A 20,355-nucleotide genomic window follows, 5' to 3' on the forward strand; every position below is an offset into this window, starting at 1 on the left:
ATTTAACTTCCTTGTATTAAAATAATTTTATACATTATAGCTAAAAAAAGTCAGAGTTTAATTAAAAAGAATTTTTTATGTAGAAAAATTTAATATTAGTGTAGAAATAAAATAAGATTAGGAGAATCCCTAATCTTATTTTTTAAGAAGTGAAATTATTTAGTAATAACTGCTTGAACTCTTCTGTTCTCAGCTCTTCCTTCTTTGTTCATATTGCTTGCAGCTGGTTTAGTTTCACCATAACCAATTGCAGTTAATCTAGAAGCATCAACATTTAAAGATTTTAAAACTTCAACAGTTGAAGCAGCTCTTTTGTTAGATAATTTTTGATTATATTTTGCAGAACCAATTGAATCTGTATGTGCTTCAATTGTAGCTTTTAATTTAGTATTGTTTTTCATCATGTTAGCAAAGTTAACAATTCTTGAATTATAAGTGTCTTTAATTACTGCAGAGTTAGTATCAAAGTTAATGTTTAAATCAACTAATGTCATACAACCAACATTATCAACTTTAGCACCAGCAATTGTACTAGGACATTGGTCTAATCTATTTACAACACCATCTTTGTCATCATCCATTTCACAACCCATTGCATTTACAATAGCACCTGCAACAGAGTTTGGACAGTTATCTTTAGCATCAATAACACCGTCATTATCTGAATCTTTAGGAGCCATAACAACTGGTGCAGCAACTACAGGAGCAGCTTTAGCAATTTTTCCAAATGGAACAGAGAAACCTAAGTTATATAATAAAGTGTTATCACCTGAATCTGCTTCAATTAAATGTCTAACATCAAATTTTAATGCAAATTGCTCAGCTAATTTATACTTAGCACCTACACCATAGTTTCCTACAAGACCATTTTCATTATTGTTGTTATTTGCAGCATCGTCAAAGAATTCAACACCAGCACCAGCTAATGCATATAATGAAGCATTTGAAGTTAAAGGATAATCTTTTACAAAGTTAACAAAAACTCTAGTAATTCCAGTATCTCTATTAATTGAATTTCCAGCAGCATCTACCATATCAACATCTTCAACTGTTCTAAATACAGCTAATTCAACTTGATCAATCATAGATTCAGTTTGATTAAATCCTAATGCTAAACCACCATTGATATAATCTCTTTCTAAACCTAAGTTACCTTCTGTGTAAGCTCCGCCAACCATTGGTGTAATTTCGTATTTGTATTCACTTGCAGCGAACATCATTGATGCACATACAACTGATGATAATAAAATTTTTTTCATATTATTTCCTTTATTTTAATAATTTTTCGTGTTATAGCTAAATAATAGTTATTTGCATATTAATTGCTAATTAAGCAATAAATATTGAATTTACAGACTCGTTATTCTGAATTCTTCTAATTGTTTCACCAATAATTACTGATGCAGTTAATACTGTAACTTTTTTAGCATCTTTTCGTGTAGGAATTGTGTCTGAAACAACTAATTCATCTAAAACACCATTTGCAATTCTCTCATAAGCAGGTCCTGAAAGAACACCATGAGTACAACATGCCATTACAGAATTAGCACCTTTTTTCTTTAATACTTCAGCTGCTTTTACTAAAGTTCCTGCAGTATCTACCATGTCATCTACTAAGATTACATCTTTTCCTTCAACATCACCAATGATATTCATAACTTCAGATTCATTAGCTTTTTCTCTTTTTTTGTCAACAATAATTAAGCCATATCCTAACTTATCTGCATAAGATCTTGCACGTGCTACTCCACCGATATCTGGACTTGCAATAATTGGGTTAGGTAAATTTTTGTCTTTTATATATTTAGCGAATAAAATTGATCCAAATAAGTTATCAGCTGGAATATTAAAGAAACCTTGAATTTGAGCAGCATGTAAATCAATTGTAACTACTCTTGTAATTCCAGCAGCTTCAAGTAAATCAGCTACTAATTTTGCAGTAATTGGAACTCTAGGAGCTGCTTTTCTATCTTGTCTTGCGTATCCATAATATGGAATAACAGCAGAGATTGATTTTGCACTTGATCTTTTTAATGCATCTACCATAATTAATAGTTCCATTAAATTGTCATTTGTTGGCGCACAAGTAGGCTGAATAATGTAAACGTCTTGACCTCTTACACTTTCTGTGATTTGAACAGACATCTCTCCATCACTAAATTTTTTACAAGTAGCATTAGATACACGAACACCTAAATACTTACCTACTTTCGCAGCAAATTCAGGGTTTGCAGAACCACTAAATATTTTATATGTCGACATGAAAATTTCCTTAATTGAATGAGTATATTTGCGATTTTATCTAAAAAGTACTTAATGGATTGTTATTGAATTATTAATTAATAGTTTTTATCAGATTGTATATAATTTATACCAATTATTTGACTAATAAATATTAAATAATTAGTATAATTTCTATGTTCTTCTAGTATGAATATAAAAATTGCGCGCTATATTCATAAGATAAATTATAAAAAAAGGAAAATAAATATGACAAAAAAATTAAGTACAATTGTAAGTGGATTATTATTATCTACAACAATTACATTTGCAGCAGATTCAATTGATAATGCATTTAAAGAAGGTAAGGTATCTGGTTCATTAATGGGATATTCAAAAGTAACTGAGAAATCAGACACTCTTACAACAGGAACTATAGGATTAAATTATAGTACTGCATCATATATGGGTTTAAGTGCAAATGTTGGATTCTTTGCAGGACATGAAGTTGAAGGTTCTGCAACATCTGTTTTTAGTGATAAGTCTATTATGAATGAAGCTAATTTAACATATGCTATGGATGGATTTGCTTTAACAGCTGGTAGACAAGCTATTGATTTAGAATGGATGGGTGATTATCATGAAGCTGTAGTTGCAGGAATTACTGTAATTCCTAATACAACTATTGTTTTAGGTTATTCAGATAAACAAGCAGTTGCAGCAGAAGATGAAATCACTGCGTTTAGTAAAATTAATGGAAGCAAAGGTGCTTATGTTGCTGATGTTAAATATGGTGGAATTTCTGGAGTTGAAATAAATCCTTATTACTACTCAGTACCTGATTTAGCTAATTGGTATGGAGCAAAAGTAACTTATTCATCTGATATGTTTGGTGCATTAGCTCATTATGCAGCTTCAAGTGAAGATGTATCAACAACTAATGATGGTTCAATGTTAGCATTAGAAGCTAGTACAGCATTATCAGGAGTTTCTTTAGCAGCTGGATATATTAAAACAGATAAAGATGGTGGAATTGGTTCTATGTCAGCAGTTGGTGATAATTATGAGCCAATGGATGATGGTTCTGCAATTTATTTAGCTGATGCAAAAATGGTTTATGGAACAGTAGCTTACTCAGTTGCTGGAATTGATTTAGGTGCAGATTATGCTCAAACTAAAGCAGCTTCTTTAAAAGATAAAGAGTTAAATTTAACAGCAGATTATTCTTTTACAGATTCATTAAGTGCATCACTATTATACGTTGATATTAATGCTGAAACAATGTCTGATTCAACTTATGGATCAGTTTTAGTTTCTTACTCTTTCTAATAAGAAAATATATTTACCAAAAAAAAGGAGAAAGCCTCAACTTTCTCCTTTTTTTATGTCTAAATTATAAATCAAAAAATTACTTAGTACTCTCTATCCAAGCACTACCAATTACTTTTTGGTCATCATAAAAAACTGCTAATTGTCCAGCTGCTACTCCAAATGATGGTTCTTTTAATTTAATATATGCTTTATTATCTCTAATTGTAACATCACAAGGTAGAGATACAGACCTATATCTTAATTTAACTGTTGCTGTAAATTCTTTTTCATCAATATACATATTAAGTCCACTTGCAATAACTTCATTTACTTCTAAGACTTCTTTTTTCCCTACCACAATAGTATTTGTTTTTGGATTTAATTCTTTTACAAAGTGTGGTTCTTGAGCACCTTTAACTGTAAATCCTCTTCTTTTACCAATTGTATAGTGCATATAACCTTTATGCTCTCCTACAATATTTCCATCTTCATCTAAAACATCACCTGGTAAATCAATATTTGCATGTTTTTTAATTACATCTGTATAAACAGTTTCAACAAAACAAATCTCTTGTGATTCATTTTTTTGTGTAATCTCTTTATATACAGAAGCAAGTGTTTCTCCAAGTTTTACAATATCTTCTTTTTTATAAGTACTTAGGGGAAACATCATAAAAGGAAGTGCTTTTTTGTCAACTTGTGATAAGAAGTAACTTTGGTCTTTAGTTTTATCATCAGCTTCATAGAAAAATTCACCATCAGTTTTTACATAATGTCCAGTTGCAAGAAATTCACAACCCTTTTCTTGTGCAAATTTTAACATCGCACCAAATTTAATTTGTTTATTACATTTTACACATGGGTTTGGAGTAGTACCTTCTAAGTAAGAGTCAACAAAATAGTCATAAATCTCACGAGTAAATTTATCAGCTAAATCTAATATGTGATATTTAATACCTAAAAAGTTTGCTACATCTTCTACATAGCCTAAATTTCTTTCGTGATATCCATCACTTCTATTATGAAGTTTTAAATAAACACCTTCAATTTCGTAACCTTCTTTTTGTAGCATGTAAGCAGTAACCGAAGAATCAATTCCTCCGCTCATGCCTATCATTACTTTTTTTTTCATTTTAGTTGTAATCACTTATAAAACCACCACCAAGACAATAAATACCATCATATAAAACAAGGCTTTGTCCTAATGTTACTGCTCTTTGAGGCTTATCAAATTTAACTAAAACTTTATCATCTTTAGTTTCTACTACAGTACAAGCTTGTTTTTGCTGTCTGTAACGTACTTGAGCTAGGAGTTTATCACCAATTTTAGGTGGATTTTCTAATACCCAATGCATGTGACTAGCCTCAACATTTTCATTCATTAATAATGGATGAACAGTATCTTGTACAACTGTTAATGTATTGTTCTCAATATTTTTTTGTGCAGCATACCATGGCTTATGAATATGACCTTCTGATTCAGTTTCTTTAATACCTCCAAGACCAATACCTTTTCTTTGACCTAGTGTGTAACAAATAAGACCTTTATGTTTTCCTATTACTTTTCCATGCTCATCTATAATATCACCAGGAACTGCTTTTAGATGTTGAGTAATAAAATCATCAAATCTTTGATTCCCAATAAAGCAAATACCAGTACTATCTTTTTTATCACTAACTGGAAGATTATTCTCTCTTGCTATTTCTCTTACTTCTTTTTTAGTTAAATCACCAAGTGGAAACATAGCTTGTGAGAGTTGTTCACTTGATAAGGCATGTAAAAAGTAACTTTGATCTTTAGAACTATCTTTTGGAGTATCAAGTACATAATGATCATTAATTTTAGCTATTTTTGCATAATGTCCCATTGCAATATAATCTGCACCCATTTTTTTAGCTTCATTTAAAAATACATTAAATTTGATTTCTCTATTACATAGAATATCTGGATTTGGAGTAAGACCTTTTTTTAGACCTTCTAAAAATACATCAAATACTTTTCCTCTGTATTCTTCTACAAAGTCTTTACCAATTACTTCAATTCCTATTATTTTTCCTACTTTTTTTGCATCCTCAAACTCTATACGATTAGGACATTGACTACCTTTAACTCCATAGTCCCAATTACGCATGAATAGGCCTACTACTTCGTAGCCTTGTTGTTTTAACAGTAATGCTGTAACAGAGGAGTCAACACCACCAGACATTCCAACAACTACTTTTTTCTTCATTTATATATCCTTTTCATTTTTTCTAAAGGAATAATCACGGATTCTCTATTGGCCCAATTTTTGTGAGGAATAATAAGTTTTTTTGTATTAATTTTTTTATTATCAAAAAATATTATATCTATATCCAAGGTTCTAGGCGCATCTTGAAAGGATCGCTTTCTTCCGAATTTGTTTTCATATCTTTGCATAGCTTTTAATACAGCATTAGGGCAAAGATTACTTTTAAACGTGATTATACCATTTAAAAAATCATTTTGTTCTAAGAATCCAAAGGGAGGATTAAGAAGTAATGGTGAAGTTCTTAGTATGGTAAATCGTGCATCTTGTTTTAAACATAAGATTAATTTATCAAATGTTTTTTTCATATTTCCAATATTTCCTCCAATACCAATAGTTACATGATATTTTTTTCTTGAAGATATATTATAAGTTTTAGGAAAATTAGAAGTATAAAAAAGTGTTAAATCCTGATTAATTTTTTTTTTCAAATTCTTTCTCTTATTTTATTTTATAGTATTACAGCTTTTCCATTTTTCATAACAACAGTATCTTCAATTCTAACACCAAACTCTTTTGGTAAATAAATTCCAGGTTCAATTGTAAAAACCATATTATCTTCAATAATTACATCTGATCTAGAGTTAATATTTGGAAACTCATGAATATCAAGTCCTACTCCATGCCCAGTACTATGAATAAAATATTTTCCATATCCTGCTTTTTCAATAACATTACGTGTAAGTGCATCAATTTGAGAAGCTTTCATTCCGACTTTTGCATTTTCTATTGCATTTAGTTGAGCTTTATAAACTAAATCATAAATTTTTTGATGTTTTTTATTTTTAAACTTTTGATCTCTTTTAAAAGATAATTTTTCAAAGTTTGCGCTTGTCACACAAGTTCTATCTGAACAATACCTTTTATACTTTACACCTGCATCAACTAATATCAAATCATCTTTTTTTAGTTTTTTTGAAGTAGGTAAGGCATGTGGTTTTGCTGCATTTTCATTTATTGCAATAATTGGATCAAAGCTTAAGTCAAGTTTTCCACTTTGACTCATTTTTTCAATACCTTTGAAAAATAAAAACTGCTCAGTTTGTTTATAACCATTTTTTCTTATAAATTTTGCTAAATCTTTAAATCCAGCTCTTCCTAGTTTTGCAGCTTTTTTTAATAGTTTTATTTCTTCATCACTTTTGATAATTCTTTTTTGTTTAGAAAAACTTGGAATTGCTACGAATTTTGTTTTTAAATCTTGTGTTATATTTATATATGTAGAGTATTTAAAGTCATTTGGATCAAATACTATTTTTTTAATTTTGTTCTTTATTAAAATCTCTTTTGCTGTTTGTATTAAATTTGAAGATTCTATAACCTCACAATTTTTAACAAGTTCAGTGGCTTCAGTTGTATATCTTGCATCTGTGATAAAATAATTATCATTATTTAATGATAAAAAAATCACATTATCACAAGAAAATTTTGCTTCAAAATATACTGCATTCTCATCTAGTAAAATAAAATTCTTCATAATGTCTCTCTCTTTGGTAGGGTTTAACTTTAATTTAAATATAATCTTACCTAAATTTTATAAAAGGAATATAATATGAAAATAGCCGTAATTCAAGGACCAAACTTAAATATGTTAGGTATTAGAGAACAACACATTTATGGTCCAATGAACCTAGAACAAATTCACGAGCAGTTAAAAAATGCAGCAGCACAAAATGGGGTTGAATTAGAGTTTTTTCAATCAAACTTAGAGGGTGAAATTGTTGATAGAGTTCAAGAATGTTTAGGAACAGTTGATGGAATCTTAATTAATCCAGCAGCATATTCTCATACATCTATAGCTATTAAAGATGCATTAAGTGCAGTTGAACTTCCGACAGTTGAAGTACATATCTCAAATATCTATAAAAGAGAAGAGTTTAGACAAAAATCAGTAACAGCATCTGCAACAACTGGTGTAATTTCTGGATTTGGACCTTTTGGTTATCATATGGGATTAATTGCATTAATGCAAATCATTTCTGAAATTAAAGCTGTTTCTGAAGCACAAGAGCAAGAAATAACTGAATAATATCAACTTATGAATATTCTTAGCGCAAAGTGGGTTATTACCTGCGATGAAAATTTTAGCATCATTAAAAATGGTGCTATTGTTTTTAATGAAAAAATAGTTGATATAGATACAATAGAAAATATTAAAAATAAATATCCAAATGAAGAAATACAAGAGGCAGATGAAAATTCAGTTTTAATGCCTGGACTTATTAACTCACATGTACATTTAGAATTTTGCGCAAACTCTACTACATTAAAATATGGTAATTTTTTAGCATGGTTAAACTCTGTAATTAAAAATAGAGATACTTTAATTGAAAAAGCTACACAAAAACTGATTTCTACAAAACTTGATAGAATGAGAAAAACAGGAACTACAACAATAGGTGCAATATCATCTTACTCTTTTGATTTAGAACCATGTGTGAAATCTCCTTTAAATACAGTATTCTTTTGTGAAGTAATAGGGAGTAAAGCAGATATGGCTGATACTTTATTTGCTGATTTTAAAAGTAGATTAGAGGGTGCTAAGCAATATTCAAGTGCTAATTTTATACCAGCTGTTGCTATTCATTCACCATATTCAGTTCATCCTTTTTTAGTAAGAGAAAGTTTAGCATTAGCTAAAGCTCAAGATTTAGCTGTATCAGCTCACTTTCTAGAATCACCTGAAGAGTTTGAATGGTTACATAAAGATGAAGGTTTATTTGTAGAATTCTTTAAAAACTTTTTAAATCAAAGTAAAGCAGTTACAAAACCAATGGAGTTTTTAACACATTTTTCAAATGTTAAGAAACTTTCTTTTACTCATTGTGTAGAAGCTAGTAATAATGATTTTGAAAAGATTAAATCTTTAGGTGCCGTTATAAATCACTGTCCTACATCAAATAGAGTTTTAAATAATAGTAAGTTAGATTTATCAAAACTAGAAGAAATTGATTTCTCAATTGGAACAGATGGTTTAAGTTCTAATAACTCTTTATCAATGTTTGATGAGTTAAGAACAGCACTTATGATTCATACAGATGAGAATATTATTGAGCTTTCAAAAAAACTATTAAAAGCAGCAACTCTTAATGGAAGTAGGGCTTTAGGTTTAAATAAAGGTGTACTAGAAAAACAAAAAGATGCAGATATCATATCTTTTAATTTACCTGATAATGTAGAAGATGAAGAAGATTTAGCAATGCAAATTATTTTACATACTAAATCTGTAAATAAAACTATTATAGGAGGAGTTGTTGTTTAATTTTATTAAAATATTGTTTTCTCCTGTTATTGCAATTTTAGATTTCATAACTAAATACTTTAAAACAATAGTTTTTTTAACTATTATGTATTTTATTGTATATAGTCCAAATGATAAAATGAATGATAATGGGACATTTGAAGTTGCAAACTTACAAAAAATCGAGCTTTTTGGTCCAATTTTAGATGTAAGTAAAACATTAAATGAAATAGAAAAAGCAAAACAGAACACTAATATTAAAGGTGTGTTATTAGAAGTAAATTCTCCAGGTGGTGCAGTTGCTCCTTCTGTTGAATTAGCTTATGCGATTAAAGAGTTAAAGGCTATAAAACCAGTTGTAGTATATGCAAGTGGAGTAATCGCAAGTGGATCTTATTATGCTTCAATTTGGGCAGATAAAATTATTGCAAATCCAGGTTCAATGGTTGGTTCAATTGGTGTAATTATGCAAGGTGTTAACACTGAAGAGTTAATGCAAAAGATTGGAATTTCAACTCAAACTGTAAAAGCTGGTAAATACAAAGAATCAGGAACACCAACAAGAAAGTGGTTTGATTATGAGAAAGAGCAATTACAAAGTGTAATTGATGATACTTATAATATGTTTATAACAGATGTTGCAAATGCTAGAAAACTTGATGTAAAAAATCATACTCAATTTGCAGATGCAAAAATATTCACAGCTTCACAAGCACAAAAAGTTGGTCTTGTTGATGAGGTAGCTACTATTTCAAGTGCTGAAGAATCAATTGTTAAACTTTCAAAAGTACATAGTGCAATTTGGCAAAAACAAGATAAGTTTGATAAATTTCTTGATAAATTTATGAGTCAAGTTATATCAAAAGTTTCTATGAGTTTTAGCTCTGGTTTAAAAGCTTACTAAATAAAAGAAGTAGAATTTATTTCTACTTCTTTTCCTATATTCTTTAATTATTTGTTAAATTCCCCTAATTGTGTTATACTTCAAAAAAATCTAGTAATTAATCTTCACTATTCTTTGTTTCCCTAAATTTTTGATATTTCTAATATTTAATTGATAAACTAGACTAGATACTGTTTCTTGTTAGATAACAAATCAAAGGTAATTAATGACATTTACAGAACTAGGATTAAATCCAAATATCCTAAAAGCAATTGAAGAACAAGGCTATACACAAGCAACTCCAATTCAAGAACAAGCAATACCAATCGTTTTACAAAAACATGATATTTTAGCTGCAGCACAAACAGGTACAGGAAAAACTGCTGCTTTTACACTTCCTTTATTAAATACTTTAAGTAAAAAGAAAAATACATCAAAAGAAAAACATTATGTTAAAGCATTAGTTTTAACACCAACAAGAGAATTAGCATCTCAAGTAGCTGAAAACATAGAAGCTTATAGTAGATATTTGCCTCTTAAATCAGCAGTTATTTTTGGTGGAGTTGGAATAAATCCTCAAAAAGCAATTTTGAGAAAAGGTGTTGATATTGTAATTGCAACTCCTGGAAGATTATTAGATTTAGTTGGTCAAAAATGTATTGACCTTTCAAGAGTTGAGTTTTTTGTTCTTGATGAAGCAGATAGAATGTTGGATATGGGTTTTATTCATGATATGAAAAAAATTATAGCAATAATTCCAAAGCATAGACAAACACTTCTTTTTTCAGCTACTTTTTCTGATGAAATAAAAAAACTGTCTGAAGGTTTATTAAATAATGCAAAAATTGTTGAAGTTGAAAGAAGAAATGCATCTTCTAATCAAGTAAGTCAAGTTGTTCATTATGTAAATAAAGATACTAAAAAACATTTATTAGCTCATTTAATAAATGAGGGAAATTGGAATCAAGTTTTAGTTTTTACTAGAACAAAACATGGAGCTAATAAGCTAGCAGAGTTTTTAAACAAACAAAATATTTCAGCTGCAGCAATTCATGGAAATAAATCTCAAGGTGCAAGAACGAAAGCTTTAAGTAATTTTAAATCCAAAGATATTAGAGTTTTAGTAGCAACTGATATAGCAGCTCGTGGTATTGATATAGCACTTTTACCTCATGTTATAAATTTTGAATTACCAAATGTTCCAGAAGATTATGTTCACAGAATTGGTAGAACTGGTAGAGCTGGAAATGAAGGTGTTGCTATGTCTTTAGTTTGTAGTGATGAATACTTCTTTTTAACAGATATTGAAAAACTTATTAAAAAATCAATTGATGTTGTTACTGTTGAAGGATTTACTTTAGCAAAATTAGCAAAGCCAAATATTCAAAAAAAGACAAATGAAAGATCTAATAATAGAGCTAAGAATAAACCAAATAATGATTCAAACTCTAGGTCAAGAAGTAGAGATAATAATCGTTCAGAATCAAATAACAAAGACAAAAGTAAAAACAAAGCAAATATTAAATTTCCAGATAAAAAAAGAGCTAGTAAAAAAGATGAAAGTAATTCTTTGATTTCTAAATGGGAAAATGAAGTAAAAAAACAAAAAGATAATGAAGCTAAAAAATCTCGAAATACGAGAAATAGAAGAGTTACCTCTGCTTCAAAGGCTAGATAAAAGATAAAGGCAAAAGGCCTTTATCTTTTAAGCTTGAAAAGAAATTACTTTTCAAGTCCTGAAACAATTTTATATGTATCATTTGCAATAACATACTCTTCATTTGTAGGAATAACAAAAATTCTACCATTTGAACCATTTGTAGAAATATCTCTAGCTTCACCAGATCTTTTATTATTTTTAGTAGGATCAATATTTAATCCCATGTAATCTAAACCAGAACAAACTTTTTCTCTGATTAATGCAGCATTTTCACCAATACCACCTGTGAAACATAATGCATCAACACCATCAAGTGCAGCTGCGTATGAACCAACATATTTTTTGATAATGTAAGCAATCATATCAACTGCTAATCTACATCTATCATCACCATCTTCCATACCTTCAAGAACTTCTCTTAAGTCAGATGATTTTCCAGAAATACCAACAATTCCAGATTCTTTGTTAAGTACATTTAACATTTCTTTAATAGATAAACCTTCTGTATCCATCATATATTGAATTGCACCTGCTCCAATATCTCCAGATCTAGTACCCATCATTAAACCTTGAACAGGAGTAAGACCCATTGATGTATCAATACATTTACCATTAAATATAGCAGAAACAGAAGAACCATTTCCTAAGTGACAAACTATTACTCTAGTATTATGTTTCTTATCTAACATATCTCTAGCTGCTTCAGATACGAAATAGTGAGATGTTCCATGGAAACCATATTTTCTTACACCATTTTTAGTATATTGCTCATAAGGAAGTGGATACATATATGCATAATCAGGCATAGTTTGGTGGAAAGCAGTATCAAATACAGCAACATTTGGTTTACCTGGCATTAAATCTTGACAGATTTCCATACCCATAATATTTGCAGGATTATGTAATGGTGCTAAAGGAATTAATTCTTTCATTTTTGCAATTACTGCATCTGTAACCATAACAGAACCAGCAAAATCTTCACCACCATGAACAGCTCTATGTCCAATTGCATCAATATCATCAATAGAGTTGATAACTTTACCTTCACCATCTGTTAATGTTTTTAATACTAATTCAATAGCTTCTTTATGAGTTGGCATAGAAACTTCAACTTTAAGTTTTTGATCGTTACCAAATTCATGTTTAATAACACCATCAATACCAATTCTTTCACAAAGACCTACTGCTAAAGTTTCTTGAGAAACTGGATTCATTAACTGATACTTTAAAGATGAACTACCTGCGTTTAAAATAAATACTAACATATATTGCTTCCTTTTTTAATTTAAATTATTTAATTTGAGTTGCTGTAATAGCTACTAAGTTTGAAATGTCTTCAACTGAACAACCTCTTGAAAGATCATTAACTGGTTTATTTAAACCTTGAACAACTGGTCCATGAGCTGCAGCTCCAGCGAATCTTTGAACTAATTTATATCCAATATTTCCAGATTGTAAATCAGGGAATACTAATACATTTGCTTTTCCAGCTACTTCAGAACCTGGTGCTTTTTTAGCTCCAATTGCTTCAACAATTGCAGCATCTGCTTGCATTTCACCATCAAAAGCGAAATCAACATTTCTATCTTCTAAAATATCAACTGCAAATTGTACTTTATCAACTAGTGGATGTTTTGCACTTCCTTTAGTTGAGAACGATAACATTGCAACTCTTGGATCTAAACCAACTACAGAAGCAGCAGTTGCAGCAGTTGCACATGCAATATCAGCTAATTGTTCTGCATTTGGTTCTGGAAGTACTGCACAGTCTGCAAATAAAATTAATCCATTATCTCCAAATTGACCATCAGCTGTTTCCATAATAAATGTAGATGAAACTGTATTTATACCAGGTGCTGTTTTAATTACTTGAATCGCTGCTTTTAAAACATCAGCAGTAGGTGAGTTTGAACCTGCAACTAATCCGTCTGCATCTCCAAGTCTTACCATCATACAACCAAAGAATCTAGGTTCAGTAGTCATGATTTCTATAGCTTCTTCTCTGCTTAGACCTTTTTTCTTTCTTAATTCAACTAATTCATCAACATAAGCGTCAATATTATCGAATTTTTTAGGATCTATAATTGTAGCTCCGTCAATGAATGCTCCACAAGATGCAGCGTCAGCTTTAATAGTCTCTTCATTTCCTATTAGTACAACATTTGCAGTTTTTTCTTTTAAAACTTGTTGTGTAGCTTTTAACACTCTCTCATCTTCAGATTCTGGAAGAACTATAGTTCTTAACTGTGATTTTGCTTTTGCCTTAATACTTTCGATTAAACCCATTAAGTTATCCTTTCTAATTTAAACTTTTGTGATAGATTATAATTAAAAAACATTGCATTAACATAGCATAATTTTATAATTTAATTCTAGATATATTGTATATGATATTTTTCTAAAAGTACATAAAATATACATAAAATTTATAAAAAAATGAAATTGTGCCTTTTGGTAATAAAATATGATGGTTTAGGTTTTAAAGAGATATTTATATATAGTAAATGTATTAAAGTTGTACAAGATGTTTAGAAATTAAACGAAATAAATTATCAATTAACAAAAGCTATAAAGCTTTTGTTAATTTGTATGTATCTTGAGCAATAACTAGCTCTTCATTAGTAGGAATTACATAGATTTTTGTTTTAGATGAATCTTTATTAATTTCACGATTTTTATCATTTCTAACTTTATTTTTATCAGAATCTATTTCTACACCCATAAATTCTAATCCATCACAAACTTTTTCTCTAATTAAATCAGCATTTTCACCAATTCCTGCAGTAAAACAAATAGCATCAACACCTTCAAGTGAACCAGCATATGAACAAATATATTTTCTAATCCTACTACATTTCATGTCAATTGTAGTTTGTGCTCTTTCATTTCCACTTGCAGCAGCTTCAATAATTTCTCTTAAATCAGATGAAATTCCTGAAACTCCAAGTAGTCCAGATTTTTTATTTAAATAATTTACTGTTTCTGCAGCTGTCATATTTTTCTTTTCCATTAAATATGATAATACTCCAGCATCAATATCTCCAGATCTTGTACCCATTACTAAACCTTCTAATGGAGTAAGACCCATTGACGTATCAATTGATTTACCATCTCTTACTGCACAAATTGATGAACCATTTCCTAAATGACATACAATAACTTTTGAATCTTCTTTATTCAGCATTTTTCTTGCTTCATTTGAAACATAATAGTGAGAAGTTCCATGAAAACCATATTTTCTAACGCCATAATCTTTATAATCTTCATAAGGAACAGCATACATATAGTTTGAAGCTGGCATAGTTTGATGAAAGGCAGTATCAAATACTGCTACATTTGGTTTTCCTGGCATAATTTCTTGTGCGATTTTTATACCCATAATATTTGCAGGATTATGTAATGGAGCTAAAGGAATTAGTCCTTCAAGTTTTGTTATTACATCATCATTTACTATTACTGAAGAATTGAAAAATTCTCCACCATGAACAACCCTATGTCCAATTGCATCTATTTGGGAAATTGAATCAATAACTTTTTCTTCACCTTTTGTTAAGATATTTAAAACAACTTCAATTGCTTCTTTATGAGTTGGCATTTCAATTTCTTGTTTAATTTTTTTATCATTTGATTCATGGATTAATTTACCATCAATTCCAATTCTTTCACAGAGTCCTGAAGCTAAAACTTCTGTTGTTTCTGGGTTCATTAATTGATATTTTAAAGATGAGCTACCTGCATTTAAAATGAATACTAACATATATAATCCTTGATTTTTTGCATATTGTAACTTAATAATATGTAAAATATATGTTTTTGTTACTTATGAAATCTTTACTTTTGGAAAGTTTTTAAGTTTTATAAATATTAATGAAGTCATAAGTGCATCATTATAGGCATCATGTTTACCCATAATAGGTATTTCAAGATCTTGCATAATAGTGTCAAATCTTAAGTCTATATTTCCTTGTGGAATTTTTTCTATTTTATAATCATAGTAAATAGCAGATACTTCATGAGTTTTATTTGGTAATGTTATTCCAAGTTTTGGTTTTAAATATTTATTAATCATAGCTATATCAAACTCTAAATAATAGCCAACAAGTGTTCTATTTCCAATGTAGTCAATAAACTCTTCAATTACATCATCAATATCTTCAGCTTCTTCTAAATCACACTCTCTAATATGATGTATTTTAATAGCTTCTGCTTGTAGTTTAGTTTTAGGTTTTACGAATTTTACAAATTTTTTACTTGAAACTATAGTATTATCTTTAATTATTACAGCACCAATTGAGATTATATCATCAACTTTGGGATCTAAGCCTGTAGTCTCACAATCAAAGCATACATATTCATCTAAATCTGTTTTATCAAAAAGATAGGCATATTTTTCATCTCTTAGATTTTTTTTATTAAAATAGTTTGATATACTTTTAAACATAACTCAACTTAAAGTGATAATCTAATTTCTTTTTTAACTTAATTACAATTTTAAATGAATCTTTTAATAAATCTTTTTCCATAGTATTTAAATTATCTGGATTAATATAGTTATCAATTTCTTCTTTTTTATCAAGTTTTTCTAGACCAAATTTAAGTTTTAATTTTGATAAGAAGTTAAATGCCATAATTAATTCTTGGGCACTTTCTTCATCAAAAATGCCTTTTTGTGTAAGTACTTCAATTCTTTTTGCCGTATTTGTCTTAAATATGTGCTTTTCTAAACATAATGCCCTAATACTTTGAACAATAATAAAAATACCACCTTTTTTAATATCTAATTCATTCTTATGTTGACTATTTTTTGAATCAACCACAAAACCATCAAAGAAACCTAATGGAACATCAAAACTTGTAATAACTTTTGCAAAATTTGAATTAAAAGTTTGTGAATCTCCACCTACATTAAATAAATAATCCTTTAACTTTGATAATAACTCTTTATTTCCAGACACACATGCAGCATCAAAGAATATAGCAGTATTCATAAGATTGTCAGGATTTGGCTCATTTATCCATGCGTAAATTAAATCTTTAAATTCAGAAGTTTTTCTACACCAATATGGATTTGATACCATAATATTGCCTTTACATCTAGGAAATCCAAAGTCAACTAATGTTTCAGTAAATGTATGAGTAAACTCTTGAATAGTTTTTACATCTAAGGTACAAGCATCATCTATAATTAATGCATTATCTTGATCAGTTCTAAGTATTTGTTCACCTCTTCCTTCACTTCCCATTACTACTAAACATGAATGTTCAAGTAGTTCTTTTGGTGCAAAGAGTTTATATAACTTATCTAAAAGTTTTTTATTTAATTGATTTATTAATTTTGAAATAAATTCAATTTTCACACCTTTTGCATTTAAAGATTTAATTATCTTTATAAAAGAATGAGAAGCTAGTTTAAGTTCCTCAACGGTTTCTGCATGAACTATCTCATTTGAAACAGCAAAAGTATTTGTTGCAAAAAATGATGATAGAGAAATTTGATCTAAAATACCAATAATTTCTTGTTCATCATTTTTAACTACAACTCTTTTCATTCCAAACTTAGCCATAATTAATTGTGCATTAAATAAAAAGTCATTTTCATTTACATGAATTATCCCTTTTGATGCAATCTTTATAACTTTATCATCAAAATCCATTCTATTTAGAATAACTTTTTGTCTAAAATCAGAATCAGTTACGATATAAATTTCACCTTCATCATCTTTTAAAAGTAAAGTAGGAACTTTCTCTTTTTTGATTATTGTTGCAGCTTGAAAAATAGTTTTTTCTGAATCAAGAATAACAGCTTTATGAATTTTTGCATCTTTAACTTTTGCAATCATAATATTAGCCATTTCTTTATTTTTTTCATTATGAATATTTTTATTTAATTTTTGAGAGATTGTTTGAAAAAAGTAGCTTTCTAGTTCAACATTTTCATGTAAGGTATTTATAAATATTTCACGTGGTAGCGCATAACAAATTGTTTCTTGTACTGTTACAAAAGTGTTTTTTGAATAGTTTTCAATTAATGAGACTGGGTCAAAGATTTCATTTTTTTGGTAAATTGACAATACTTCTTCTTGATTTTTTTCTTGAACAATACCTTTTAAAACAAAGTATAGAAAAGTTGGTTGCATTGCTTCTTTTTGTATAACTTCATCTTTTTTAAAATATACAATGTCAATACTTTGAGCAAAATCTTCTAATTGAACTTTATTTAAATGTTCAAAGGGGTGAATTGATGTTAAAAATGTTTTTTGCTCTAAAATACTCATAGTTTTTCCTTAATTATTATTAAAAATATTTTCTATAAATACTTTTAATAATACTTACTTTAAAAGAGTATAAAAAAGCTAAAGAGAAAATCTCTTTAACTTTTCTAAGATATTAGTGATCAACCGCGCCTGCTGAACCAATACCTGTATTTGCTCTAACATTTTGAGCTCTAAACATCTCTTTTTCGTCTTTTCCTCTTTGTGAATTATCAGTTTTAGAGAAGAACCAAATTCCTAAGAAAGCGATTGTAACAGAGAATAGTGCAGGGTGTTTATATGGGAAAATTGCTTCAGCATTTCCTAAAATTTGTACCCAAACAATTGGTCCAATTATTACAAGAGTAACTGCTGTAATTAATCCAATAAATCCACCAATAAATGCACCTCTAGTTGTTAATCCTCTCCAATAAATTGAAAGGAATAAAATAGGGAAGTTAGCTGATGCTGCAATACCAAATGCAAGTCCAACCATATATGCAATATTTTGTGATTCAAAAGCAATACCTAATACAACACCAACGATACCAACAACTACAACAGTAATTTTAGAAAGTCTTACAACTTGCTCATCTGTAGCATTTGGATTAATTACATTTGCATAAATATCATGAGATATTGCAGATGCACCAGCTAGTGTAAGTCCTGAAACAACAGCTAAAATAGTAGCAAAAGCAACAGCTGAAATAAATCCTAAGAATGCATTTCCACCAAGCATGTGCGATAAGTGGATTGAAGCCATATTATTTCCACCAAATAACTTACCATCAACAAAATATTGAGCACCATCTGCTGAGTTTAAGAATGCAATAGCCCCAAATCCAACTACAGTAATAATAATCCAGAAGTAACCAACAAAACCAGTTGCATAAACAACAGATTTTCTAGCTTCTTTAGCATTTCCAACTGTAAAGAATCTCATAAGTACATGAGGAAGTCCAGCTGTTCCTAACATTAATGCCATACCTAAAGAAATAGCAGAAATAGGATCTGAAATAAATCCACCAGGAGCAAGAATAGACTCACCAGCACTGTGATTTTCAACTGCTTTTACTGCAAGTGATTCAAATGAGAAGTCAAAGTGCCATAAAACCATAATTGCCATAAAAGATACACCAGTTAGTAATAAACAAGCTTTAATAATTTGTACCCAAGTAGTTGCAAGCATACCACCAAAAGTTACATAAATAATCATCATAATACCAACAAGTACAACTGCATATTCATATTCCATACCAAATAAAACTTGAATTAATTTACCAGCTCCAACCATTTGAGCAATAAGATATAAAACAACAACAGATAATGAACCAAACGCAGCTAAGGTTCTAATCTCTTTTTGACCTAATCTATATGCAGCAATATCTGCAAATGTAAATTTACCTAAGTTTCTTAATTTTTCAGCCATAAAGAATAAAATAATTGGCCAACCAACTAAGAATGAAACAGCATAGATAACTCCATCATAACCTTTTAAGTAAATAAGACCAGAAACTCCAAGGAATGCAGCAGCTGACATATAATCTCCAGCAATTGCTAAACCATTTTGGAAACCTGTAATCCCACCACCAGCAGTATAGAAATCACTTGCTGATTTAGTCTTTTTCGCAGCCCAGTAAGTAATACCTAAAGTACCAACAATAAAAACAAAGAACATAATAATCGCAGGAATATTAAGATCTCTTTTTACTGCCTCAAATGATGCATCCCCTGCAGCAAATGCTGTCAATGCAAAAATTGTAATAAGTGCTAATATTTTAAACATTAAATTAAGTCCTTTACATCTTTTTTTATCTCATTAGTTAAATCTTCAAATTCACCATTTGCTCTTTTTACATATATAAGAGTTGTAATAAAACTAATAACTAAAATAGCCAATGCAATAGGAAATGCTACTGTTGTAAGCCCATCACCAATTTTTGTTGCTAAAACTTCCTTGTTAAATGCAATTGTTAAAATAAATGCATAAAACATAACTAGTACAAAAACACCTAATTTAATACCAAAGCTAGTTCTTTTTGAAACTAATTCTTGATACTTAGGATTGTTTTCGATCCTTTCTACTAATTCGTCTTTCATTCTGCTTCCTTTTTTAGTATAAAACATAAATATACTTTATACTTAGTCCTTATTCTTATATAACTAAATACTATAATTATAATAGCAATAAAATAGCAAATAAGATAATTCTTAGTAAATCTAACATAGAAGTTATTATATAAAGTTAAAAAAAATTATATAATAATGTATAAATTGTGTAAAGGTAGTAGAAATGTAACATTAAATCTTAAAATAAATTATTAAATTTAATAATTTATTTTAAGATTTTTTTAATATTTAATAAGTGTACAAAAAAATTATAATATGTGTTACAAAATGTAATAAATAAAAATTATCTGTTACTAAAAAGAATCATTATCTTTAGTAAAAAATTATTACCTGATATTAGATTGCACAATGTAAGTTTTTCAACTTATTGT

18 protein-coding genes are annotated in these 20,355 nt (G+C 28.9%); 5 read left to right on the forward strand and 13 right to left on the reverse strand.

What is annotated here, in order from left to right; all coding sequences use genetic code 11:
• Positions 1-155: 155 nt before the first annotated feature.
• Positions 156-1,259 carry an OmpA family protein gene (locus GBG18_RS11785; RefSeq protein ID WP_152191310.1) on the reverse strand — a complete coding sequence of 368 codons (1,104 nt, stop codon included), beginning with the start codon at positions 1,257-1,259 and terminating at the stop codon, positions 156-158.
• Positions 1,260-1,329: 70 nt separating this feature from the next.
• Positions 1,330-2,262 (reverse strand): ribose-phosphate pyrophosphokinase, encoded by a 933-nt coding sequence (locus GBG18_RS11790; protein ID WP_152191312.1) that lies wholly within the window; start codon positions 2,260-2,262, stop codon positions 1,330-1,332.
• A gap of 228 nt (positions 2,263-2,490) precedes the next feature.
• On the opposite strand from GBG18_RS11790, the gene GBG18_RS11795 reads away from it, so the two are divergent.
• Entirely contained in the window at positions 2,491-3,549 is a 1,059-nt protein-coding gene (locus tag GBG18_RS11795) for an Opr family porin (RefSeq protein ID WP_193311134.1), read from the forward strand.
• Positions 3,550-3,628: 79 nt separating this feature from the next.
• Here GBG18_RS11795 and mnmA (GBG18_RS11800) read toward each other — a convergent pair whose 3' ends face one another.
• The 4 genes from mnmA (GBG18_RS11800) to GBG18_RS11815 are packed head-to-tail and all read right to left on the reverse strand — an operon-like array spanning position 3,629 to position 7,296.
• Positions 3,629-4,663 (reverse strand): tRNA 2-thiouridine(34) synthase MnmA, encoded by a 1,035-nt coding sequence (mnmA, locus tag GBG18_RS11800; protein ID WP_152191315.1) that lies wholly within the window; start codon positions 4,661-4,663, stop codon positions 3,629-3,631.
• Between the two features lies 1 nt (position 4,664).
• Positions 4,665-5,762 (reverse strand): tRNA 2-thiouridine(34) synthase MnmA, encoded by a 1,098-nt coding sequence (mnmA, locus tag GBG18_RS11805; RefSeq protein WP_152191317.1) that lies wholly within the window; start codon positions 5,760-5,762, stop codon positions 4,665-4,667.
• Positions 5,759-6,250 (reverse strand): 2-amino-4-hydroxy-6-hydroxymethyldihydropteridine diphosphokinase, encoded by a 492-nt coding sequence (gene folK / locus GBG18_RS11810; RefSeq protein ID WP_152191319.1) that lies wholly within the window; start codon positions 6,248-6,250, stop codon positions 5,759-5,761. The genes mnmA (GBG18_RS11805) and folK overlap by 4 nt, the downstream gene beginning before the upstream one ends.
• A gap of 20 nt (positions 6,251-6,270) precedes the next feature.
• Entirely contained in the window at positions 6,271-7,296 is a 1,026-nt protein-coding gene (locus GBG18_RS11815) for a M24 family metallopeptidase (RefSeq protein ID WP_152191321.1), read from the reverse strand.
• A 75-nt stretch (positions 7,297-7,371) separates the two neighbouring features.
• Between GBG18_RS11815 and aroQ the strand changes: the two genes are divergently transcribed.
• The 4 genes from aroQ (at position 7,372) to GBG18_RS11835 (ending at position 11,621) form a co-directional block, all read left to right on the forward strand.
• Positions 7,372-7,848 (forward strand): type II 3-dehydroquinate dehydratase, encoded by a 477-nt coding sequence (gene aroQ / locus GBG18_RS11820; protein ID WP_152191323.1) that lies wholly within the window; start codon positions 7,372-7,374, stop codon positions 7,846-7,848.
• 9 nt (positions 7,849-7,857) lie between these two features.
• Positions 7,858-9,081 carry an aminofutalosine deaminase family hydrolase gene (gene mqnF / locus GBG18_RS11825; protein WP_152191325.1) on the forward strand — a complete coding sequence of 408 codons (1,224 nt, stop codon included), beginning with the start codon at positions 7,858-7,860 and terminating at the stop codon, positions 9,079-9,081.
• Positions 9,074-9,964, forward strand: coding sequence for a signal peptide peptidase SppA (gene sppA, locus GBG18_RS11830; RefSeq protein WP_152191326.1), 891 nt, complete (start codon positions 9,074-9,076; stop codon positions 9,962-9,964). Before mqnF ends, sppA begins: the two co-directional genes overlap by 8 nt.
• A 205-nt stretch (positions 9,965-10,169) precedes the next feature.
• Positions 10,170-11,621 carry a DEAD/DEAH box helicase gene (locus tag GBG18_RS11835; protein WP_152191328.1) on the forward strand — a complete coding sequence of 484 codons (1,452 nt, stop codon included), beginning with the start codon at positions 10,170-10,172 and terminating at the stop codon, positions 11,619-11,621.
• A gap of 44 nt (positions 11,622-11,665) precedes the next feature.
• Here GBG18_RS11835 and GBG18_RS11840 read toward each other — a convergent pair whose 3' ends face one another.
• The 7 genes from GBG18_RS11840 to GBG18_RS11870 form a co-directional block, all read right to left on the reverse strand.
• The gene (locus GBG18_RS11840; RefSeq protein ID WP_152191330.1) at positions 11,666-12,868 is read right to left on the reverse strand and encodes an acetate/propionate family kinase; all 1,203 of its coding nucleotides are present in this window, start codon (positions 12,866-12,868) and stop codon (positions 11,666-11,668) included.
• 25 nt (positions 12,869-12,893) lie between these two features.
• Positions 12,894-13,889, reverse strand: coding sequence for a phosphate acetyltransferase (gene pta / locus GBG18_RS11845; protein ID WP_152191332.1), 996 nt, complete (start codon positions 13,887-13,889; stop codon positions 12,894-12,896).
• 280 nt (positions 13,890-14,169) lie between these two features.
• Positions 14,170-15,360 (reverse strand): acetate/propionate family kinase, encoded by a 1,191-nt coding sequence (locus GBG18_RS11850; protein WP_152191334.1) that lies wholly within the window; start codon positions 15,358-15,360, stop codon positions 14,170-14,172.
• 63 nt (positions 15,361-15,423) lie between these two features.
• Entirely contained in the window at positions 15,424-16,044 is a 621-nt protein-coding gene (locus GBG18_RS11855; RefSeq protein ID WP_152191336.1) for a 3'-5' exonuclease, read from the reverse strand.
• A complete protein-coding gene (locus GBG18_RS11860) occupies positions 16,037-17,878 on the reverse strand; it encodes a putative nucleotidyltransferase substrate binding domain-containing protein (protein ID WP_152191338.1) in 1,842 nt (613 codons plus the stop codon). The genes GBG18_RS11855 and GBG18_RS11860 overlap by 8 nt, the downstream gene beginning before the upstream one ends.
• A gap of 112 nt (positions 17,879-17,990) precedes the next feature.
• A complete protein-coding gene (locus GBG18_RS11865; RefSeq protein ID WP_152191339.1) occupies positions 17,991-19,640 on the reverse strand; it encodes a cation acetate symporter in 1,650 nt (549 codons plus the stop codon).
• Positions 19,640-19,954, reverse strand: coding sequence for a DUF485 domain-containing protein (locus GBG18_RS11870; RefSeq protein ID WP_152191341.1), 315 nt, complete (start codon positions 19,952-19,954; stop codon positions 19,640-19,642). The genes GBG18_RS11865 and GBG18_RS11870 overlap by 1 nt, the downstream gene beginning before the upstream one ends.
• Positions 19,955-20,355: the final 401 nt, after the last annotated feature.

The organism is Poseidonibacter ostreae (assembly GCF_009208075.1).
Lineage (GTDB): Bacteria > Campylobacterota > Campylobacteria > Campylobacterales > Arcobacteraceae > Poseidonibacter > Poseidonibacter ostreae.